This is a genomic window from Pseudonocardia sp. SID8383 (assembly GCF_009864975.1).
Lineage (GTDB): Bacteria > Actinomycetota > Actinomycetes > Mycobacteriales > Pseudonocardiaceae > Pseudonocardia > Pseudonocardia alni.
In genome coordinates this window covers 1-20,237 of the sequence record NZ_WWFY01000480.1, presented here as the reverse complement: position 1 = coordinate 20,237, position 20,237 = coordinate 1, and the positions used below count along the sequence as shown (strand labels likewise).

At 73.3% G+C, this 20,237-nt stretch carries 17 protein-coding genes; 7 read left to right on the top strand and 10 right to left on the bottom strand.

The genetic code is table 11. From position 1 onward, the window contains the following. The 6 genes from GTW08_RS11755 to GTW08_RS11730 all read right to left on the bottom strand — a co-directional run. Positions 1-618 (bottom strand): helix-turn-helix domain-containing protein (locus GTW08_RS11755; RefSeq protein ID WP_161151911.1); only part of this gene is annotated, 618 nt, incomplete at its 3' end. Between the two features lie 130 nt (positions 619-748). Continuing rightward, a complete protein-coding gene (locus tag GTW08_RS11750) occupies positions 749-2,593 on the bottom strand; it encodes an ABC transporter ATP-binding protein (RefSeq protein ID WP_073576820.1) in 1,845 nt (614 codons plus the stop codon). Positions 2,594-2,642: 49 nt separating this feature from the next. Then, entirely contained in the window at positions 2,643-3,878 is a 1,236-nt protein-coding gene (locus tag GTW08_RS11745) for a multidrug effflux MFS transporter (protein ID WP_073576819.1), read from the bottom strand. A gap of 103 nt (positions 3,879-3,981) precedes the next feature. Beyond that, complete coding sequence (locus tag GTW08_RS11740; protein WP_083658826.1) at positions 3,982-6,303, bottom strand: FdhF/YdeP family oxidoreductase; 2,322 nt, start codon at positions 6,301-6,303, stop codon at positions 3,982-3,984. 126 nt (positions 6,304-6,429) lie between these two features. Beyond that, positions 6,430-6,912, bottom strand: a complete 483-nt coding sequence (locus GTW08_RS11735; RefSeq protein ID WP_073576936.1) for a carboxymuconolactone decarboxylase family protein — start codon at positions 6,910-6,912, stop codon at positions 6,430-6,432. Positions 6,913-6,965: 53 nt separating this feature from the next. Beyond that, a complete protein-coding gene (locus GTW08_RS11730; protein ID WP_073576818.1) occupies positions 6,966-7,436 on the bottom strand; it encodes an RrF2 family transcriptional regulator in 471 nt (156 codons plus the stop codon). Between the two features lie 199 nt (positions 7,437-7,635). On the opposite strand from GTW08_RS11730, the gene GTW08_RS11725 reads away from it, so the two are divergent. After that, a complete protein-coding gene (locus tag GTW08_RS11725; protein WP_073576817.1) occupies positions 7,636-7,821 on the top strand; it encodes a hypothetical protein in 186 nt (61 codons plus the stop codon). Positions 7,822-7,898: 77 nt separating this feature from the next. Here GTW08_RS11725 and GTW08_RS11720 read toward each other — a convergent pair whose 3' ends face one another. Next, positions 7,899-9,884: an acyl-CoA dehydrogenase gene (locus GTW08_RS11720; protein ID WP_073576816.1), complete on the bottom strand. Its 1,986-nt coding sequence runs from the start codon at positions 9,882-9,884 to the stop codon at positions 7,899-7,901. After that, positions 9,881-10,600 carry a TetR family transcriptional regulator gene (locus GTW08_RS11715; RefSeq protein WP_073576815.1) on the bottom strand — a complete coding sequence of 240 codons (720 nt, stop codon included), beginning with the start codon at positions 10,598-10,600 and terminating at the stop codon, positions 9,881-9,883. Before GTW08_RS11715 ends, GTW08_RS11720 begins: the two co-directional genes overlap by 4 nt. A gap of 136 nt (positions 10,601-10,736) precedes the next feature. On the opposite strand from GTW08_RS11715, the gene GTW08_RS11710 reads away from it, so the two are divergent. From GTW08_RS11710 to GTW08_RS11695, 4 genes are all read left to right on the top strand, one after another. After that, complete coding sequence (locus GTW08_RS11710; protein ID WP_073576814.1) at positions 10,737-12,041, top strand: acetyl-CoA C-acetyltransferase; 1,305 nt, start codon at positions 10,737-10,739, stop codon at positions 12,039-12,041. Then, positions 12,038-13,390, top strand: coding sequence for a 3-oxoacyl-ACP reductase (locus GTW08_RS11705; protein WP_073576813.1), 1,353 nt, complete (start codon positions 12,038-12,040; stop codon positions 13,388-13,390). Before GTW08_RS11710 ends, GTW08_RS11705 begins: the two co-directional genes overlap by 4 nt. Further along, positions 13,390-14,286 (top strand): MaoC family dehydratase, encoded by an 897-nt coding sequence (locus GTW08_RS11700; RefSeq protein ID WP_073576812.1) that lies wholly within the window; start codon positions 13,390-13,392, stop codon positions 14,284-14,286. The genes GTW08_RS11705 and GTW08_RS11700 overlap by 1 nt, the downstream gene beginning before the upstream one ends. A gap of 364 nt (positions 14,287-14,650) precedes the next feature. Next, on the top strand, positions 14,651-15,811 hold the full coding sequence (locus GTW08_RS11695) for a pyridoxal phosphate-dependent aminotransferase (RefSeq protein ID WP_073576810.1): 1,161 nt from the start codon (positions 14,651-14,653) through the stop codon (positions 15,809-15,811). An 81-nt stretch (positions 15,812-15,892) separates the two neighbouring features. Here the strand turns inward: GTW08_RS11695 and GTW08_RS11690 are convergent, their stop codons facing one another. Continuing rightward, positions 15,893-16,567 carry a VC0807 family protein gene (locus GTW08_RS11690; RefSeq protein WP_073576809.1) on the bottom strand — a complete coding sequence of 225 codons (675 nt, stop codon included), beginning with the start codon at positions 16,565-16,567 and terminating at the stop codon, positions 15,893-15,895. Positions 16,568-16,728: 161 nt separating this feature from the next. Between GTW08_RS11690 and GTW08_RS11685 the strand changes: the two genes are divergently transcribed. Next, on the top strand, positions 16,729-18,291 hold the full coding sequence (locus GTW08_RS11685) for an adenylate/guanylate cyclase domain-containing protein (RefSeq protein WP_073576808.1): 1,563 nt from the start codon (positions 16,729-16,731) through the stop codon (positions 18,289-18,291). A 31-nt stretch (positions 18,292-18,322) separates the two neighbouring features. Further along, on the top strand, positions 18,323-19,939 hold the full coding sequence (locus GTW08_RS11680; protein WP_073576807.1) for an acyl-CoA synthetase: 1,617 nt from the start codon (positions 18,323-18,325) through the stop codon (positions 19,937-19,939). Positions 19,940-19,953: 14 nt separating this feature from the next. On the opposite strand, the gene GTW08_RS11675 is transcribed toward GTW08_RS11680, so the two are convergent. Next, on the bottom strand, positions 19,954-20,237 hold a 284-nt coding region (locus GTW08_RS11675), incomplete at its 5' end, for an SIMPL domain-containing protein (protein ID WP_161151910.1).

Here is a 20,237-nt window from a genome sequence, read left to right as displayed (position 1 = left end):
CTCGTCGTCGTGGATCTCGGCGTAGGCCAGGCGGGAGTGGTCGTCGAGCACGGTGTGCACGAACGCCGTGCCCATCTTCGCCTGGTGGTGGGCGTTGCGAAGTTTCCCAGGGGTCGCGGCCCGGTTGCGGTCTCCCTGGGCGCGCCCGACATAGCGCCAGCCGCCGCCGTCGGGGATGTTGCCCAGCTTCTTCACATCCACGTGCAGCAGATCCCCGGGGGCGGGGTGTTCGTAGCGACGCACCGGTTCTCCGGTGGCGCGGTCGACATGGGCGAGGCGGTTGATCCGACACCGCACCAGCACCCGGTGCACGGTCGAGGCAGCGACACCGACCCGGTCGGCGATCTGGACCGGGCCCAGGCGCTTCTTCCAGCGCAGGTGCACGATCCGGCGCACCACCGGTGCCGGCGTCGCCCGCGGCGAGTGGTGCGGCCGGCTGGAGCGATCGGCCATGCCGGCCGGGCCGTCGAGGCGGTAGCGGTCGGCCCAGCGTTTCGCGGTCGGCCAGGCCACCTGGAACCGGGCAGCGGCCGCAGCGATCGGCACGTCGCCCTCGACGATCAGACGCGCCAGGCGCAGTCGGCCGCGTTCGGACAGTGGAGCGTTAGCGTGGACCACGAGGACCTCCTGTGGTTGTGGGTGCGGGTGCCTTCGACAGCTCCACACCCTCCGCAGGAGGTCCTCACCCTTCAAGATCAGCTAGATCGTGTCGTCACACGAGTTCGACCAACGTCTCCGGTCAGTACAGCTAGGCCGCGGCCGGCGCCCCGACCCACAGCTCGGCGTAGCGCCCGCCCCGGGCCAGCAGCCCGGTGTGGTCCCCGCGCTCGACGATCCGGCCCTGTTCGAGCACGAGGATCTCGTCGGCGTGGCGGACGGTGGACAGCCGGTGTGCGATGACGAGTGCGGTCCGCCCGTCCAGCGCCTCGGCCAGCGCCGCCTGCACCGCGGCCTCCGAGGTGGTGTCCAGGCTGGCCGTGGCCTCGTCCAGGACCACGATCCGCGGCCGGGCCAGCAGCACCCGCGCGATCGTCATCCGCTGGCGCTCCCCGCCGGACAGCCGGTACCCCCGCTCCCCGACGACGGTCGCGAGCCCGTCCGGCAGGGCCGCCACCAGGCCGTCGAGCCGGGCCCGGCGCAGCGCCGCCCACAGCTCGGCGTCCGTGGCCTCCGGTGCCCCGATCCGCAGATTCGCCGCCACCGTGTCGTGCAGCAGGTGCCCGTCCTGGGTCACGAACCCGACCGCGCGGTGCACCGAGGCGGTCGTCAGCTCGCGCACGTCCACCCCGCCGATCCGGACCGCGCCGTCGCCGACGTCGTAGAGCCGGGCGAGCAGCTGGGCGACCGTGGACTTCCCGGCCCCCGACGACCCGACGACCGCCACCACGGCGCCGGGCGGGGCGCTGAACGACACCTCGTGCAGCACCTGCTCCCCGCCGCGGGTGTCGAGCGTCGCCACCTCCTCCAGCGACGCCAGCGACACCTGCTCGGCGGTCGGGTAGGCGAACGACACCCGGTCGAACTCGACGCCGACCGGCCCGTCGGGCACCGGGCACGCCCCCGGGGCGTCGGTGATCATCGGCTCCAGGTCGAGGACCTCGAGCACCCGCTCGAAGCTGACCAGCACCGTCATGATCTCCATCCGGGCGCCGGCCAGCGCGGTCAGCGGCTGGTAGAGCCGGGTCAGCAGCAGCGCGAGCGCCACGACGTTCCCCGCCGACAGCGCGAACCCGCCCCCGACCCCGTAGACGACGGCGACGGCCAGCGACGACGCGAGCGTCAGCGCCGTCACGAACGTCCACTGCAGCATCGCCGATCGCACCCCGATCGCGCGGACCCGGTCGGCCCGCTCGGCGAACTCCGCGGACTCGCGCTCCGGGCGGCCGAACAGCGTGATCAGGGTGGCGCCGGGCGCGGAGAACCGTTCGGTCATCCGGGTGCTCATCGCCGCGTTGTGGTCCGCGGCCGCCCGCTCCAATGCGGCGAGCCGCCGCCCCATCAGCCGGGCCGGGACCAGGAACGCCGGCAGCAGCAGCGTCACCAGCAGGGTCACCGGCCAGGAGATCACCAGCATCGCGGCGAGGGTCAGCACCAGTACGACGACGTTGGACACCACTCCGGCGAGGGTGTCGGAGAACGCCCGCTGCGCCCCGAGCACGTCGGAGTTCAGCCGCGACACCAGGGCGCCGGTGCGGGTGCGGGTGAAGAACGCGACCGGCATCCGCTGCACGTGGTCGAACACGGTGGTCCGGAGCTGGTGGATCAGGCTCTCGCCGAGGTTCGCCGAGTACCAGCGGGTCAGCATCGACAGCGCCGCCTCGACCAGCGCGACGGCCGCCATCAGCCCGGCCAGCAGCGCGAGCACCGAGAGCCGCTCGCCGCGGGTCACCGCGTCGGTGGCCCGCCCGGCCAGCAGCGGCACCGCCACCGTCAGCACGGCGGCGACGGTGCTCACGGCGAGGAACGCCGCGATCCGCCGCCGATGCGGCCGGGCGAAGTCCAGGATCCGGTGGGCCGTCTCCCCGGCCGGGCGGGTGCGCCTGCCGGGCTCGGTGCTCGCGTTGCGCAGGGCCGTCCAGGTGCTCGCGTCCATGGTGGGCGACGCTATGACGTGAAGCTGACTTCAGGTCAAACGCGAGCCCTCACGCGGCCGCGAGCTCGGGCTCCTCGTTCAGGTCCGGCAGCGTCCACGGCCGTGCGACGGCGACCAGCGCGATCCCGGCGAGCGCGATCGCGCCGAACATGGCGGTGCCCATCGCGGCCGCGTCGTTGCCGAGCAGTCCGACCACGGGCGAGGTCGCGGCGCCGATCCCGAACTGCAGCGACCCCAGCAGCGCCGACGCCGTCCCGGCGGACTCGCCGTGCCGGGCCAGGGCCAGCGCGGGCGCGTTCGGCAGGACGAAGCCACAGGCCAGCAGCAGTGCCCACACCCCGGCGAGCACGGCGGGCAGGCCGCCGGTGCCGGTCACGGTGAGCACGGCCAGCACGAGCCCGACGAGCACCCCGGCGGCGACGGCGGTCGACATCACCTGGCGGGGCTCGAAGCGGCGCAGCACCACCGGGTTGAGCTGGGTGCCGACGACCAGCCAGATCGCGCCGGCGCCGAAGGCGATGCCGAACGTCTGCTGGTCCATCCCGAACTGCTGCTGGTAGACGTACGCGGCGCCGGAGACATAGCTGAACAGCGCGCCCATCGCGAGCCCGGCGACGAGCACCAGCCCGACGAAGGTCCGGTCGCCCAGCAGCCCGCCATAGGTCCGCAGGGTGGGGCCGAACCGGGCCGACCGGCGTCGGGAGACCGGGAGGGTCTCGGGCAGCCCCGAGGTGACCACGGCCAGCATGACCAGGCCGTAGCCGGCCAGGAACAGGAAGACCCCGCGCCAGGAGACCCAGTTGAGCAGGGCGGCGCCGAGAGTCGGGGCGAGCACCGGGAAGGCGCCCATCACCAGGATCAGCCGCGAGAGCATGGTCGCCGCGGCCCGGCCGGTGAACAGGTCGCGCACCACGGCGAGGCCGATCACCGCGCCCGCCGAGGCGCCGACGCCCTGCAGCACCCGCAGCACCGCCAGCACCTCGATGCTCGGGGCGAGGGCGACCAGCGCGGAGGCCAGCACGTGCACGGCGGTGCCGGCGAGCAGGAGCCTGCGACGGCCGTAGGCGTCGGACAGCGGGCCGATCACCAGCTGGCCGAGCGCGAGACCGGCGAGTGTGCCGGTCAGCGTCAGCTGCACGACCGGCTCGGACGCGGCGAGGTCGCGTCCGACGTCCGGCAGCGCGGGCAGGTAGGTGTCGATCGTCAGTGGACCGAGCGCGATCAACGCGCCCAGGATCAGCGCGATCCGTAACCGGCTCGGCGCGGTGACTGCAGTGGTGGTCACTCGGACGTCCCCCCCCTCGTGTGGCCGAACGGTGCAACCTCACGAGGGGTGACGCCGATTCCGTCCGGAGATCACCGGACGGGTGAGCGCGCTCACACGTCGATCACCGGGTGGCGGGCTCCAGCCGGACCTGCACCCACTTCGAGGTCGGGCAGCGCGAGCCGTCCGCGTACGACTCGAGCGGGATCAGCGGGTTCGTCTCCGGGTAGTACGCGGCGATGCAGCCCTTCGGCGTCGAGTACGACACCAGCCGGAAGTCGTCCGCGCGCCGCTCGCTGCCGTCGGTCCACTCGCTGACCAGATTCACCCGGTCGCCGTCGGCGAAGCCCAGCTCACGCAGGTCGGCGTCGGAGATGAACACGACCCGGCGGCCGGAGTGGATGCCGCGGTAGCGGTCGTCCAGGCCGTAGATCGTGGTGTTGAACTGGTCGTGGCTACGCAGGCTCTGCAGGACCAGGCGCCCCTCGGGGAGCGTCAGCACCTCCAGTGGGCTGACGGTGAACTCCGCCTTGCCCGACGCCGTCGGGAAGGTGCGGCTGTCCCGCGGCGGGTGGGCGAGGGTGAACCCGCCGGAGCGGGCGACCTTCTCGGTGTAGGCCTCACAGCCCGGGACGACCCGGCCGATCCGGTCGCGGATGCGGTCGTAGTCGGCCGCGAACTCGGCCCACGGGACGAGGTGGTCCGCGCCGAGGGTGGCCCGCGCGATCCCGCACAGGATGTCGACCTCGGAACGCAGCAGCTCACCGGCCGGCTCGGAGCGGCCGTGCGAGGCGTGCACCGCCGACATCGAGTCCTCGACGGTGACCCGCTGGGCCCGGCCGCCGGTCAGGTCCTTCTCGGTGCGGCCCAGCGCGGGCAGGATCAGCGCGTCGGTCCCGGCGACGACGTGCGACCGGTTCAGCTTGGTCGAGATCTGGACGGTCAGCGCGCAGCGCTCCAGCGCCGGCTCGGTGACGCCGGTGTCCGACATCGCCTGGGAGAAGTTGCCGCCCAGGCCGACGAACACGCTCGCCCGCCCGTCGGCCATCGCCTGCACGGCCGCGACCGAGTCGTGGCCGTGCTCGCGGGGCGGCTCGAAGCCGAACTCGTCGCGGATCGCGTCGAGGAAGCTGTCCGCGACCCGCTCCCAGATGCCCATCGTGCGGTCGCCCTGCACGTTCGAGTGGCCACGGACCGGGCACAGGCCCGCGCCCGGCTTGCCGATCATGCCCTGGAGCAGGGCGACGTTCACCATCTCCTTGATGGTGGCGACGGCGTTGCGGTGCTGGGTGATGCCCATCGCCCAGCAGTTCACGATCCGCTTCGAGGTCGCGAGCATCTCCGCGGCCTTCTCGATCTCGCCCCAGGTGAGCCCGGTCGCGGCGACGACGGCGTCGCGGTCCAGGTCCTTCACGTGCGCGGCGTAGGCCTCGAAGCCGTTCGTGTGCCGCTCGATGAAGTCGCGGTCCAGCACGTTGCCCGGGTTGCGGTCCTCGGCGGCGAGCAGGAGGTGCCCGAACGCCTGCCACAGCGCGAGGTCGCCGTTGCTGCGGATCTGCAGGAACTCGTCGGCCAGGTGGGTGCCGATGCCGGACATGCCGCGCGGGGTCTGCGGGTTGTCGAACTTGAACAGCCCGGCCTCGGGCAGCGGGTTGACCGCGAGGATCCGCGCGCCGTTCTTCTTGGCCGTCTCCAGCGCCGACAGCATGCGCGGGTGGTTGGTGCCCGGGTTCTGTCCGGAGATGACGATCAGGTCGGCGTCGTGCAGATCCTGCAGCGAGACCGACCCCTTGCCGACGCCGATCGCCTCGGCCAGGCCGACCGAGGTCGACTCGTGGCACATGTTGGAGCAGTCGGGCAGGTTGTTCGTGCCGTAGGCGCGGGCGAACAGCTGGTAGACGAACGCGGCCTCGTTCGAGGCCCGGCCGGAGGTGTAGAACAGCGCCTCGTCCGGGCTCGACAGGGCGCGCAGGTGGGTCCCGACCAGGTCGAACGCGTCGTCCCACGAGATGGGCTCGTAGTGCGTGCCGCCGGCCCGGCGAACCATCGGGTGGGTCAGCCTGCCCTGGCTCTCCAGCCAGTGCGCGCTGCGGTCACGCAGGTCGGCGATGGAGTGCTCGGCGAAGAACTCCGGGGTGACCCGGCGGCGGTCGCCCTCCCAGGACACGGCCTTCGCGCCGTTCTCGCAGAACTCGGCGGTGTGCCGCTCGCCCGGGGCCGGGTCCGGCCAGGCACAGCTCATGCAGTCGAAGCCGTCGACCTGGTTCATCGTGAGCAGGTTCTTGGCGGTCTTCACCACGCCCTGTTCGGCGAGGGAGCGCTTCATGGAGATCGCAACAGCCTTCGCCCCGGCGGCGGAGGTCTTCCGCTCCGAGACGCGCAGATCGGACTCCTCGGTGTCGACCGGGGGGTGGATCGGGGCGCTGTTGACCGGGGTGGGGGACACGGGCACCTCATCTGGAACACGACGACGGCGGAACGGGGCAGATCACCCACGCGTACGGGGCACGGGAACGATGTTGCCCCAGCGTGCGACGCCGTGCCCAGCCGGTCCGCCGTTGCGCGGGGAAGGTCACGGACGTCCCGCGGCCGCAGCGCGCCGGTGGCTTCCCGCGATCTGCCGGGTGGCGACGCTGATCCGGTTCCAGGCGTTGATCGTCGCGACCGTGGTGACCAGCAGGGTCAGGGCCCGCTCGTCGAACACCGCGGCGGCCTCGTCCCACACCGCGTCCGGGACGGCATCGGGTCGGTCGGCCAGCCGGGTCACCTCCTCGGTGAGGGCCAGCGCGGCCCGCTCCTGGCGGGTGAACCACGGGGCCTCCCGCCAGGCGGCCACGGAGAACAGGCGCTCGACGGCCTCGCCGGAGTCCAGTGCGTCGTGCGAGTGCATGTCCACGCAGAAGCCGCAGCCGTTGATCTGCGACGCCCGCAGTCGTACGAGCTCCTGCACGGTGCGGGGGAGGACGGCGTCGTCGCGGGTGGAGGCCTCCAGCGCCGTCAGGGCGCGGTAGCCGTCCGGGACGTGGCGGTAGGGCCGGGAGATGCGCGGTTCCATGACGGTCCCCTTCGGGTCGATGGCGTTCGTGGACGGTGTCGTGGGTGGTGCGATCACGGTGCGAGCGCGGCCCGGACGTGCTGCGGCGCGTCCGGGGCGGTGCGGACGACGTCCGCGGCGACCTCGGCGAGCGAGCGGCCGGCCAGCTCGCGGCGCCAGGCGAGCTCGGCCGAGCGCATGGACAGCGAGATCGCGCAGTGGCCGGAGTAGTCGAGCGACGGGTCCCCGCCCGGCGCCGCGCCGAGGATCGAGGTGCAGCGGAACGCGTCCTCCGGTCCCTCGACCGCGACGACGACGTCGAGCAGGGACACCTCGTCCGCGGGCCGGGCGAGCCGGAACCCGCCCCGCGGGCCGGGCACGGACTCGCACACCCCGGCCCGGACCAGGGCCTGGAGCTGCTTGTTGAGGTACGCGGGCGGGAGGTCGTAGAACCCGGCGAGCCGGGCGCCGGGGACGGCGTCGCCGACCCAGGCCAGGTTCAGGCAGCAGTGCAGCGCCCACTCGACGCCCTGTCCCATCCGCATGATCTGGACACTACATATCCAGGATACTTGTTGTCCAGGTTCTACTGGTGATCACCGTCTCCGTCGTTGTGTCCGACAGATGACGGCACACGTATCGATGTAAGCGGTCGGTTACAGGTACCGCCGGAACCTGGAAATCGGAGGCTCCGGTCTCCCACCCTCGGGGCGTACGGAAGCTCCCCCGAAGGAAGGAACCACCATGGACAAGCGTCGTATCGCCGGTCTGGCCACCGCGGCCGTGGCCGCCCCGCTGGTGATGCTGGGTCTCACCGGTACCGCCAACGCCGCCGAGATCACCCCGATCGCCGAGGTCGTCGACGGCACCGTCGCCGACCTGTCGTCGACCATCGGCGCGGTCGTCGACGCCCTGGGCTTCGAGGCCTGACCCACGCCCGACGACGGACGGCCGGCCCCGGATCTCCGGGGCCGGCCGTCCGTCGTGGCCGGGACGTGTGGTCCGGGTCAGCCCGTCTCGACCTGGTCGGTGAGCGGCTCGGCCGGACGGCCGGGGGCCGGGGCCCACGCCTCGTCGTCGAGCATCGGGCAGGCCAGCCACTCGTCCGGGACGCCGAAGCCGTCGACCAGGGTCCGGGCGTGCGGACGCAGCTCGGCGCACAGTCCGTTGACCAGCGGACGGATCGAGCGGGACTCGGCCGCGGTGAGCCGGCCGGTCTCCAGGTACCAGGCCCGCTCGCGGTCGATCACGGTGAGCACGTGCAGGTCGTAGACCCGCTCCAGCAGCGCGCGCACCGCGGGGTCGTCGACGGTCACGAGCTTGTCCGCGAACGACGCCTCCACCAGCGTGTCCACGTGCGCGCGGGCCGCGGTGAGCAGCAGGTCCTGCGCGGAGTTGAAGACGGCGAACTCGTCGTTGCCCGTGCGCATGGCCGGGGCCAGGTTGCGGATCGCGGCGGCCAGGGTGTCCTCGCGACGGACGGCCAGCAGCTCCCGGCGGCGCGTGCGGTCGGTCAGGTCGATCCCGCGGAACGGGAGCCGCCGGGTGAGCGACGCGGCCCCGGTCCGCTCGGCCAGTACCCCGGCGAGCTGACGGCCGAGCAGCGGCGCGATCTCGAGCGGGTTGCCCTTCTTGATCGTGCGGCCGTAGTCCGACAGCAGCTCCTTGGCCAGCAGCTGGAGCAGGACCGTGTTGTCGCCCTCGAACGTGGTGAACACGTCGGTGTCCGCCTTGAGGGCGGGCAGCAGGTTCTCCTCCAGGTAGCCCGCGCCGCCGCAGGCCTCCCGGCAGGTCTGGATGGTGTGCGTGGCGTGCCAGGTCGCGATCGCCTTGATCCCGGCGGCGGACTGCTCCAGCGTGCGCTGCTCGCGTGCGCCGACCGGTCCGGCGCCCGGGGCCTGGATGTCGTGCATCCGCTGGACCAGGTCGTCCTGGGTGAAGTGCAGGGCGAACGTCGTCGCCAGCGCGGGCAGCAGCTTCTGCTGGTGGGCGAGGTAGTCGAGGACGGCGATCTCCTCGCCGGTCGCCGGGTTGGCGAACTGGCGACGGCGCTCGCCGAAGCGCACGGCCAGGGTGAGCGCCTTCTCGGTCGCCGCGCCGGCGCCGCCCGCCACCGAGATACGGCCGCGGACCAGCGTGCCGAGCATGGAGAAGAACCGCGCCGTCTCGTTCTCGATCGACGACGAGTACGTCCCGTCCGGGGCGACGTCGGCGAAGCGGTTGAGCAGGTTCTCCCGCGGGATGCGGACGTGGTCGAAGGCCAGCCGTCCGTTGTCGACGCCGTTGAGGCCGGCCTTGCGGCCGTCGTCGCCGATCTGCACGCCGGGCAGGGCCCTGCCGTCGCTGTCGCGCAGCGGCACGAGGAAGGCGTGCACGCCGGGCTTCTCGTCGCCGGTGATCAGCTGGGCGAACACGACCGCCATCCGGCCGTCCCGCGCGGCGTTGCCGATGTACTCCTTGCGGGCCTGCGGGTACGGGGTGTGGACGACGAACTCGCCCGCCTCCCGGTCGTAGGTCGCGGTGGTGTGCAGGTGCTGGACGTCCGAGCCGTGCCCGGTCTCGGTCATCGCGAAGCAGCCGAGCAGCTCGCCGTCGATGATCTTGCGGAGGTACTGCTCGTGGTGCCGCTCGGTGCCGAGCACCTGGACCGCGCCGCCGAACAGTCCCCACTGCACACCGGCCTTGACCAGTAGCGACAGGTCTCCGTAGGCGAGCATCGCGAACGCGGCGACGACCCCGCCGACGTCGCCCTGGCCGCCGACCGAGGGGTCGAACCCGGTGTGCGGGCGGCCCGAGGAGGTCAGGAACTTCAGCGAGTCGGTGATCCACTCGCGGTACTGCGCCGAGGTCAGGTCGGGGTCCGCGCGCATCTCGGCGTTGGCTGCCAGCTGTTCGCGGGTCTCCTGCCGGGCCCGGGCCCAGCGCCCGTCGACGACGGTGCGGAGCGCCTCGGCGGGGACGGCGTCGGGGCTCGGAAGGGTGCTGCGGGTCATGGCTGAACCTCCTGCTGCACGTGCGATGCCAGGCCGGACAGTCCGGACCAGGCCAGGTCGGTGAGATGGGTGGCGATCCGCTCGCGGGGGGTGCCGTCGGGGCGGGCGAGCCAGTCGTCGGCCGCCCCCCGGACGAGGCCGACGATCGCGTGGCCCCAGATGCGGGCCGCGGCCCGCGGGTCGGTGCCGGTCCCCGTCGGGGTGCCGAGGTTGCCGGCGATGACCACCGCCACCTCGTCGCCGATCACGGTCACGAGGTCGTTGACCGGGTCGCTCGTCCCGGTACGGCCGCTGTCGGCGGTGGGGGCGCGCCGGGTGGTGCCCTGGGTGAGCAGTGGTCGCTGTACCACGAACCGGTACAGCTCCGGGTCGATCTCGATCAGCCTGAGGTAGGCGTCGATCCCGGCCGCGACGGCCTCCCGCGGCCCGCGGCCCGCGTCGGACAGGGCATCGGCGGTGGCCCGCCGGACCTCGGCCAGCAGGACGCCGGCCACCGACTCGCAGATCGCGGTGTAGAGGCCGGCCCGGTCGCCGAAGTGCCGGTAGATCACGGTCTTGCTGGTCCCGGCGGACGCAGCGATCTCATCCATCCCGATGCCGGCGCCGTGCCGGCGGATGGCCCCGATCGCGGACCCGACGAGTGCCACCCGCCGCTGCTCGCGGTGGGCGTCCCATCGGCTGTCGCGTCTGTCCCGTCCGGCCTTCACGAAACCCATAGTACCGTGTACCTTGAGTACCGGCTACCCCGTGGTAACGACGAACCACGAGCTGATGCTCCGCCCGCCCGGAGCCGCGTGCAGCGCGGCGACCCGATCGGGTGGGGCGGGACCCGATCCAGGAGGGACGACCCCCATGCCAGCCAGCACCCGGCGCGCCGCCGTCATCGGCGGCAACCGCATCCCGTTCGCGCGGGCCAACGGTGCCTACGCCTCCGCCTCGAACCTCGACATGCTCACCACCACGCTCGACGGTCTGGTGGCCCGCTTCGGGCTGGCGGGCGAGCGTCTGGGCGAGGTCGTGGCCGGCGCCGTGCTCAAGCACTCCCGCGACTTCAACCTCACCCGCGAGGCGGTCCTCGGCTCCCGGCTGAGCCCGGCCACCGCGGCCTACGACGTGCAGCAGGCCTGCGGGACCGGGCTGGAGGCGACGATCGCCGTCGCCAACAAGATCGCGCTCGGCCAGATCGAGTCCGGCGTCGCCGGCGGTGTGGACACCGCGTCCGACGCCCCGATCGCGCTGAACGACGACCTGCGTCGCGTACTGGTCAGGCTCAACGCCGCGAAGACGGCGGTGGACCGGCTCAAGCTGGTCGGGCAGCTGCGGCCGGGCCAGATCGTCCCGGACATCCCGGAGAACTCCGAGCCGCGCACCGGCCTGTCGATGGGCGAGCACGCGGCGCGCACCGCGCTGGAGTGGGGCATCGGCCGCACCGAGCAGGACGAGCTGACCGCGCGCAGCCACCACAACCTGGCCGCCGCCTACGACCGCGGCTTCTTCGACGACCTCGTCACGCCCTACCTGAAGCTGACCCGCGACAACAACCTGCGCGCGGACTCCTCGGTGGAGAAACTCGCGAAGCTCAAGCCGGTCTTCGGGAAGGGCCCGGACGCCACGATGACGGCGGGCAACTCGACCCCGCTGACCGACGGCGCCGCGCTCGTCCTGCTCGGCTCCGACGAGTGGGCCGCCGAGCACAAGCTGCCGGTGCTGGCCCACGTCGTCGACGCCGAGACCTCGGCCGTGGACTACGTGCACGGCCCGGACGGGCTGCTCACCGCGCCGGTGTTCGCCGTCCCGCGGATGCTCGAGCGCAACGGCCTGTCCCTGCAGGACTTCGACCTGTACGAGATCCACGAGGCGTTCGCCTCGGTCGTGCTCGTGCAGCGCAAGGCCTGGGAGGACCCGCGCTTCTGCAAGGAGCGCCTGGGCCTCGACGCGCCGCTGGGCGCCGTCGACGACGCGAAGCTCAACGTCGCGGGCTCCTCGCTCGCCGCGGGGCACCCGTTCGCCGCGACCGGCGGGCGGATCGTCGCCACCCTGGCGAAGCTCCTGCGGGAGAAGGCCGACACGGAGAAGAAGGACCAGCGCGGCCTGATCTCGATCTGCGCCGCGGGCGGCCAGGGCGTCGTCGCGATCCTGGAGGCGAAGAAGGCATGAGCGACCTGCTCGCGACCCTGTCCAACACCGGCATCGCCAAGCAGCTGGGGCTGCCCACGGTGCCGACGCTGCGCCGGCACCGCCCCGGGGACCCGCTGCTGGCCGGCCCGGTACTCGTCGCGTCGGTCGGCGAGTCACGCTTCGCGAAGGCCGTCACCGCGTTCGTCGAGGAGCAGGGGGTCCCCGCGCTCACGGCGGTCGGTGAGGACCGGCTGCACGGCGTCGTCGTCGACCTGTCGGGAGCGCGGACGCTGGCCGACCTCGCCGCCGCCCAGCAGATCCTCACCCCCGCGGTGAAGCGGCTCGGGCCCTCGGGCCGGGTGCTGCTGATCGGCGCCGAGCCCGCCGAGGCGTCCGGGGCCGAGGCGGCCGCCGTCGCCCAGTCGCTCGACGGCCTGGTCCGCTCGATCGGCAAGGAGCTGCGGTTCGGCGCGACGGCGAACCTGCTCGTCGTCGCCGCCGACGTCACCCCGGCCGCGATCGACTCCTCGGTCCGGTTCTTCCTCTCCGCCCGCTCGGCCTACGTCGACGGGCAGGTCGCCCACGTGGCCGCTCCGGTGGGGCAGCCACGCGAGCCGGGCGAGGTCGACGACCCGCGCGCCGAGGAGCAGCCGCTCGCCGGGCGCGTCGCGGTGGTCACCGGGGCGGCACGGGGCATCGGCGCGGCCATCGCCGACACCCTCGCCCGCGACGGGGCGAGCATCGTCGCCGTCGACATCCCGGCGGCCGGGGAGGGCCTGGCCCGCACCGCGAACCGCACCGGCGGCACCGCGCTGCAGCTGGACATCACCGCGTCGGACGCGGCGGACCGGCTGCTCTCGCACCTCGCCGACCGGCACGACGGCGTCGACATCGTGGTGCACAACGCGGGCATCACCCGCGACAAGCTGCTCGCGAACATGACCGAGGACCGGTGGAACTCGGTGCTCGCGGTCAACCTGGGCGCCCAGCTGACGATCAACGAGGCGCTGCTGGCGAAGGGCTCCCCGCTGCACGAGGCCGGCCGCGTGGTCTGCGTGTCGTCGCAGTCGGGCATCGCGGGCAACCGCGGCCAGACCAACTACGCCGCCTCCAAGGCCGGCGTGATCGGCATGGTCCGGGCGCTCGCCCCGCGGTTCGCCGAGCGCGGCGCGACGATCAACGCCGTCGCACCCGGGTTCATCGAGACCGACATGACCGCGACGATGCCCGTCGCCACCCGCGAGGGCGGCCGCCGGATCAACTCGCTCAAGCAGGGCGGGCTGCCGGTCGACGTCGCCGAGGCCATCGGCTGGTTCGGCCGCGCCGAGTCCGGCGGGCTCAACGGGCAGGTCGTGCGGGTCTGCGGCCAGTCGATGCTGGGGGCCTGATGACCGTGGCCGAGGACCGGAAGGTCACCGAGCTGCCCGGCCCGCCGTCGCTGGGGCCGTACTACGCCTCCGCGGCCGCCCGGGCGGCGCTGCCCGGCGGCTCCGGCCGGTCGCTGCCCGCGACCGAGCTGGTCCGCCGCGGCGTCACCGTCGAGCAGCGGCACCTCGCCGACTATGCCCGGGTCTGCGGGTTGCGGATCGGCAACGCGCTGCCGGTGACCTACCCGCACATGCTGACCTTCCCGCTGCAGGTCGTGCTGATGGCCGGCCGGTCGTTCCCGCTGCCGCTGCCCGGACTGGTGCACATCGCCAACCGGATCACCGTGCACCGGGCGATCTCCCCGACCGAGACGCTCGACGTCCGGGTGTGGGCCGAGCGGTTCACCCGCCACCCCAAGGGTGCGCAGGTGGATCTGATCGGCGAGGTCTCCGCGGGCGGGGAGACCGTCTGGGAGGGCCGCAGCACCTACCTGGCCCGCGGGGCGACGGCCCCGGACGGCCCGGAGGGCGGCGACGGCACGGCCGACATCGCCGAGCCGCCGGTGCCCACCGGTCCGGCGAACGCGCTGTGGCGGGTCCCGGGCGACATCGGGCGCCGTTACGCGGCCGTCTCCGGTGACGTGAACCCGATCCACCTGCACCCGCTCACCGCGAAGGCGATGGGCTTCCCGCGGGCGATCGCGCACGGCATGTGGACCGCGGCGCACGCCGCCGCGGCGCTGGAGGGCCGGGTCCCCGACGCCTGCACCTACGACGTCGTGTTCCGCAAGCCGGTGCTGCTCCCGGCGAGGACCGAGCTCGTGACCGAGCAGGCCGCAGGCGGCGCGTGGGGACTGGCCCTGCGCAGCGTCAAGGACGCGCACAAGCTCCACCTGGTCGGCCGCATCGGCGGGTAGACCTGACGCATGGACGAGGAACGACCCCGACCGGGTGGGCAGGTCTGCTCACCCGGTCGGGTGATTCTGGATCGGTCCACAGGCCGGTACAGCAACGTTCTCCCGATGACGGACGTCTTCCTCTGTGTCCATCATTCGTCATCCGACATCCGTGAGGAGGCCATGCGATGAACGAGGACATCTCGATCGAGACCGACGAGCAGCACGACGACGAGTCCCACATCGTCCGCGGACTCGACTAGGTTCGGGCGGAGGAGCTCGTCCCGGCGCGGTGGAACCCACCGGCGTCCGCGGACCGGCACGGGTTCGCGCAGACCCTCGATCAGGAGCTGCGCCACCCGCCCACCCGGATAGTGTCGGGCCCATGCTGGTCGAGCGCATGCGCCCGTTCACCTCGACGATCTTCACCGAGATCTCCCGCCTCGCGGTCGAGACCGGTGCGATCAACCTCGGCCAGGGCTTCCCGGACACCGACGGTCCGGCCTCCCTGCTCGCCGACGCCGCCGCCAACATCACCGAGCGCGGCCTGAACCAGTATCCGCCCGGCCCGGGCGTACCCGCGCTGCGCGAGGCCGTCGCCGCGCACCAGCGCCGCTGGTACGGCCTCGAGGTCGACCCGGCCGACGTCGTGGTCACGACGGGGGCGACCGAGGCGATCGCCGCGACCCTGCTCGGGCTCTGCGGCCCCGGCGACGAGGTCGTCGCCTTCGAGCCCGCCTACGACTCCTACGCCGCCGCCGTCGCGCTGGCCGGTGCCACGCTGCGGACCGTGCCGCTGCTCCCGCCCGACTTCGGCTTCGACGACGACGCGCTGGCCGGCGCGTTCTCCGACCGCACCCGGGTGGTGCTGGTCAACACCCCGCACAACCCGACCGGCGCCGTGCTCACCCGCGACCAGCTGACCCGGGTCGGGGAGCTCGCCGTCGCGCACGACGCCGTCGTCGTCACCGACGAGGTGTACGAGCACATGGTCTTCGACGACGCCCGGCACGTGCCGATGGCGTCGCTGCCCGGACTCGCCGACCGCACCCTCACGATCTCCTCGGCGGGCAAGACGTTCTCGGTGACCGGCTGGAAGGTCGGCTGGGTGCACGGCCCGCCGGAGCTCGTCGCCGCGCCGCGGGCGGTCAAGCAGTTCCTCACCTTCCACGGCGGCGCCCCGCTGCAGCCCGCCGTCGCGCACGCGCTGGCCCTGGGCGACGACTTCTACACCGGCCTCACCGCGGACCTGGCCCGCAAGCGGGACCTGCTGTCCGCCGGGCTGCGGGCGGCCGGGTTCGACGTGCTCACCCCTCGCGGGACGTACTTCGTGGTCGCCGACCCGCGCCCCCTCGGGTTCGACGACGGCGTCGACCTGGCGTGGAAGCTGCCCGGGCTGTGCGGGGTCGCCGCCGTCCCGGTGTCGGTGTTCTGCCCGTCGCCCGACGCGGCGCGGGCGTACCGGCCGTTCGTGCGGTTCGCGTTCTGCAAGCGCGACGACGTGCTGGAGAAGGCGGCCGGGCGGCTCGCGGGGCTGCGTGCGTGACCGCGGTGCCGGGCCCGGGCGCGAGCCGGGTGTCGGTCGTCGTCGGCGCCGACCGGGGGCGGCTGCGGGACCTGCTGGAGGTCACCGGCCCGCCCGCGCCGCCCGCCTCACGCTGACCACCAGCAGCGCGGACAGGCCCGTCCACACCACGATCGACTGCACCGACAGGATCGGCAACGCCACCACCGGTGCCAGCGTGTAGGCCAGGGTGATCCGCAGGGTCGCCTCCAGCGTCATCACGCACGCGGCGACGCCCGTCGCGCGGCGCAGCGTCCGGCGGAACACCGGGTTGGCCGCCCACTGGCGCTCCATCAGCTCCGGCAGGTCGGGGCGCTGGGCACTGCCGAAGAACCGGCACACGTGGAACACCAGCGGCCGGCGCCCGACCACCAGCGACCCGGCGAGCAGCAGCCCGAACGCGACGCTCTGGATCGCGTCGCGGGCCACGGCGAACCGGGCGTCGCCGCTGAGCAGCGACGTCGCCAGACCGGCCGCGATGGTGACCAGCACGATCACCCCGACCGGGTTGAGCCTGCGGTGCCGCACCGCCTGCACCAGCACGTTCAGCGCGGGCGGCAGCGCGGACCAGGCCAGCGCCGCGACGTCGGACATGCCCTGCCCGGTCAGCACGACGTAGACGAGGTAGGGCAGCGCCGCGTCCACCAGCAGCGAGCCCACGGTCTGCCGCAGCACGGCGCCGCGGCCCGTGGGGGCGGTGGCCGACGGTGCGGCCGTCGGTGTGGTGGTCGGGGCCATCGGTGCCTCCGGAGTACGGCGGATCGGACCCGACGACGGTCCCGCGCGCGGACCCCCTCCCGGATCCACCCGGGGACCGACCCCGGGTGGAGATCGGCTCTCCACCCACCGGTCCCGATCTCCGGCGGCCCGGCTCACTCGATCGGCCTAGACTCCGGCCCATGGATGCGCAGCGACCCGCGACGCGGCCGGGCCGTCAGGTCGTCGGGCTGCCGGTACGGGCCCTGCTCGCCCTCGTCGTGGCGTCGGCGAACGTCATCGGCGCGGCCGTGGTGCTGGTCATCGCGGCCTTCGTGCTGCCGCGTGAGCAGCTGCTCGACGCCGTCGAGATCCGTCTGGTCAACCTCGTCGTGCTCGGGATCTACCTGCTCGTCGCCGTCCCGGTCGGGATCTGGTTCGGCCGCCGGAAGCTGACCCTGCGCCGCTCCTCGCGGGATCCGCAGGCCGACGAGCGAGCGCTGGTCCTGCGGGCGCCCGCCCGCATCTCGTCGATGGTCGCGCTGCTGTGGATGGTGGCCGCGGTCCTGTTCTGCTTCCTGAACCTGCGCTACTCCGGCCGGCTGGGCTTCTCGGTCACCGCCACCGTGCTGATCGGCGGCGTGACCACGTCGTCGCTGTCCTACCTGCTGGTCGAGCGGATGCTGCGCCGTGCCGCGGCCCGGGTGCTGTCCGGACGGCCGCCGAAGCGGCGTCGCCTGGTCACCGGGGTCATGCTGCGCTCGGTCGGGTTCTGGGCGCTCGGCACCGCGGTCCCGATCTCCGGGATCATGCTGGCCGGGCTCGTCGCGCTGGTGTTCGGCGACTCCTCACCCACCCAGCTCGCGGTCACCATGCTCGCGCTGGGCGGCACGGCGATCGGGGTCGGGCTGATCACGACGCTCGGGGCCGCCCGCGCCATCGCCGACCCCGTGCTGGCCGTGCGCCGCGCGCTGGCCCGGGTGCAGGACGGCGACCTCGACGTCCGCCTGCCCGTCTACGACAACACCGAGCTCGGCCAGCTCCAGGCCGGGACGAACAGCATGGTCGAGGGCCTGCGCGAGCGGGAGCGGATCCGCGACCTGTTCGGCCGCCACGTCGGTCGCGACGTCGCCGAGGCCGCCTCGGCGCGCGGCGACGGCATCCGGCTCGGCGGCGAGGTGCGCCCGGTCGCCGTGCTGTTCGTCGACCTCGTCGGTTCGACGACGATGGCCGCCCGCCGCCCGCCGGAGGAGGTCGTGGCGGTGCTGAACCGCTTCTTCGGGGTGGTCGTCGAGTGCGTCGAGCAGGCCGGCGGGTGGATCAACAAGTTCGAGGGCGACGCCGCGCTCGCGGTCTTCGGTGCCCCGCTCGACCTCGACGACGCCCCCGGCGCCGCGCTGAGCGCCGCCCGCTGCCTGGGCGCCCGCCTGGCCGAGGAGATGCCCGAGGCCGAGGCCGGGATCGGCGTGTCCGCGGGCGACGCCGTGGCCGGCAACATCGGGGACCCGCGCCGCTACGAGTACACCGTGATCGGCGACCCGGTGAACGAGGCCGCCCGGCTCACCGAGCTGGCGAAGTCCGTGCCGGGGATGGTCGTCGCGTCCGCGCGGGCCGTCGACGCCGCCGGTGCGGAGGCTGCGCGGTGGCGGGCCGGGGAGTCGGTGACGCTGCGCGGACGGGACGAGCCGACCGGCGTCTGCGTGCCGGCCGAGCACGCCCAGGACACCGCCGCGCCCGTCGGATCCGGGGAGAACAGTCGTACGTGACTGTGGGGGTGTCCTCGGGCAGGATGCCGCCATGGGCAACGGCGCTACCGGGTTCAGTGAGCAGACCGCCGCGGCGATCCAGCGGGCGCGACGGCACTCGCTCGGGGACCTCCTGCACCGCACGGCCGTCCGGTATCCGGGCAAGACCGCGGTCGTCGACGGCGACACCCGCTGGACGTTCGCCGAGTTCGACGCGGCGGTGAACCGGTGCGCCGCCGCCCTGGCGGAGCAGGGGCTGGCCAAGGGCGACCGGCTCGCGCTGCTCTCGCACAACTGCCGCCAGTTCGCGGTGCTCGTCTACGCCACCGCGCGGCTCGGCGTCGTACTCGTGCCGATCAACTTCATGCTGAACGCCGAGGAGATCGCGTTCATCCTCGACCACTCCGGGGCGACGGCGTTCGTCGTCGAGGACGCGCTGGCCGCCACCGGGGAGAAGGCGCTCGCGCAGTCGTCGGAGCCGGCGTCGGTCCGGGCCCGGATCGGGCTGTCCGGGCAGGCGCCGACCGGGGACTGGGCCGACCTGGACGCCTGGATCGGCGGCGACGGCGACCCCGGCGAGCCCGACGTGCACATCGCCGACGACGACCCGCTGCGTCTCATGTACACCTCCGGCACCGAGTCCCGGCCCAAGGGCGTCATGCTGCCGAGCCGGTCGCTGATCAGCCAGTACGTGTCGTGCGTCGTCGACGGGGGCATGGAGCACGACGACGTCGAGCTGCACTCGCTGCCGCTCTACCACTGCGCGCAGCTGGACTGCTTCCTGTCCGTCGACGTCTACCTGGGCGCCACCAGCATCATCCTCCCGTCGCCGGACCCGGCCCGGCTGCTGGAGACCATCGAGCGGGAGAGGGTCACCAAGCTCTTCTGCCCGCCGACGGTGTGGATCTCGCTGCTGCGCCACCCGGACTTCGACACCCGGGACCTGTCGAGCCTGCGCAAGGGCTACTACGGCGCCGCGGCCATGCCGGTCGAGGTGCTGCAGGAGCTGTCCCGGCGACTGCCGGAGGTGCGGCTGTGGAACTTCTACGGCCAGACCGAGACCTCGCCGCTGGCGACCCTGCTGGGTCCGGACGAGCAGCTCAGCCACGCCGGGTCGGCCGGGCGGGCGTCGCTGAACGTCGAGACCCGGGTCGTCGACGACGCCGGGAACGAGGTCCCGCCGGGTGAGGTCGGCGAGATCGTGCACCGCAGCCCGCACGTGACGCTGGGGTACTACGAGAACGAGGAGAAGACCGCCGAGGCGTTCGCCGGGGGCTGGTTCCACTCCGGCGACCTGGGCGTGATGACGGCCGACGGGTACCTGTCCGTCGTCGACCGCAAGAAGGACATGATCAAGACCGGTGGGGAGAACGTGGCCTCCCGCGAGGTGGAGGAGGCGCTCTACCTGCTCGACGGGGTCGCCGAGGTCGCCGTGTTCGGCGTCAGCCACCCGCACTGGATCGAGGCCGTCACCGCGGTCGTCGTCCCGAAGCAGGGGGTGACGCTGACCCGCGAGCAGGTCGACGCGCACGCGAAGGACAAGCTCGCCGGCTACAAGCGGCCCAAGTACGTCGTGTTCGCCGACGCCCTCCCCAAGAACCCCAGCGGCAAGATCCTCAAGCGGGAGCTGCGCACCGAGCACGGCGAGATCGCCGCCCGGGAGGGCTGAGCCCGGCCCGGGCGTCAGCAGCCCGGCCGGACCACGAACTCGGCCTCCACCTCGGCCCGGACGGTGATGTCGTCCGGGGCGAGCAGCGTCCCGAGCCCGCCGTCGGCGGACTCGGCGCCCCAGCCGCCGGGCGCGCTGACGGCCCGGGCGCTCATCGCGACCGCCCGGGTGCCGAGCATCCCGGTGTCGGCGACCGAGCGCGGGGCGACGGTGCCCAGGTCCAGGGCGTCGGCGTAGTCCTGGGCGCGTTCGACGGCCTGGCGCAGCGCGTCCTGCCGGGCCGCGCGCTCGACCCCGC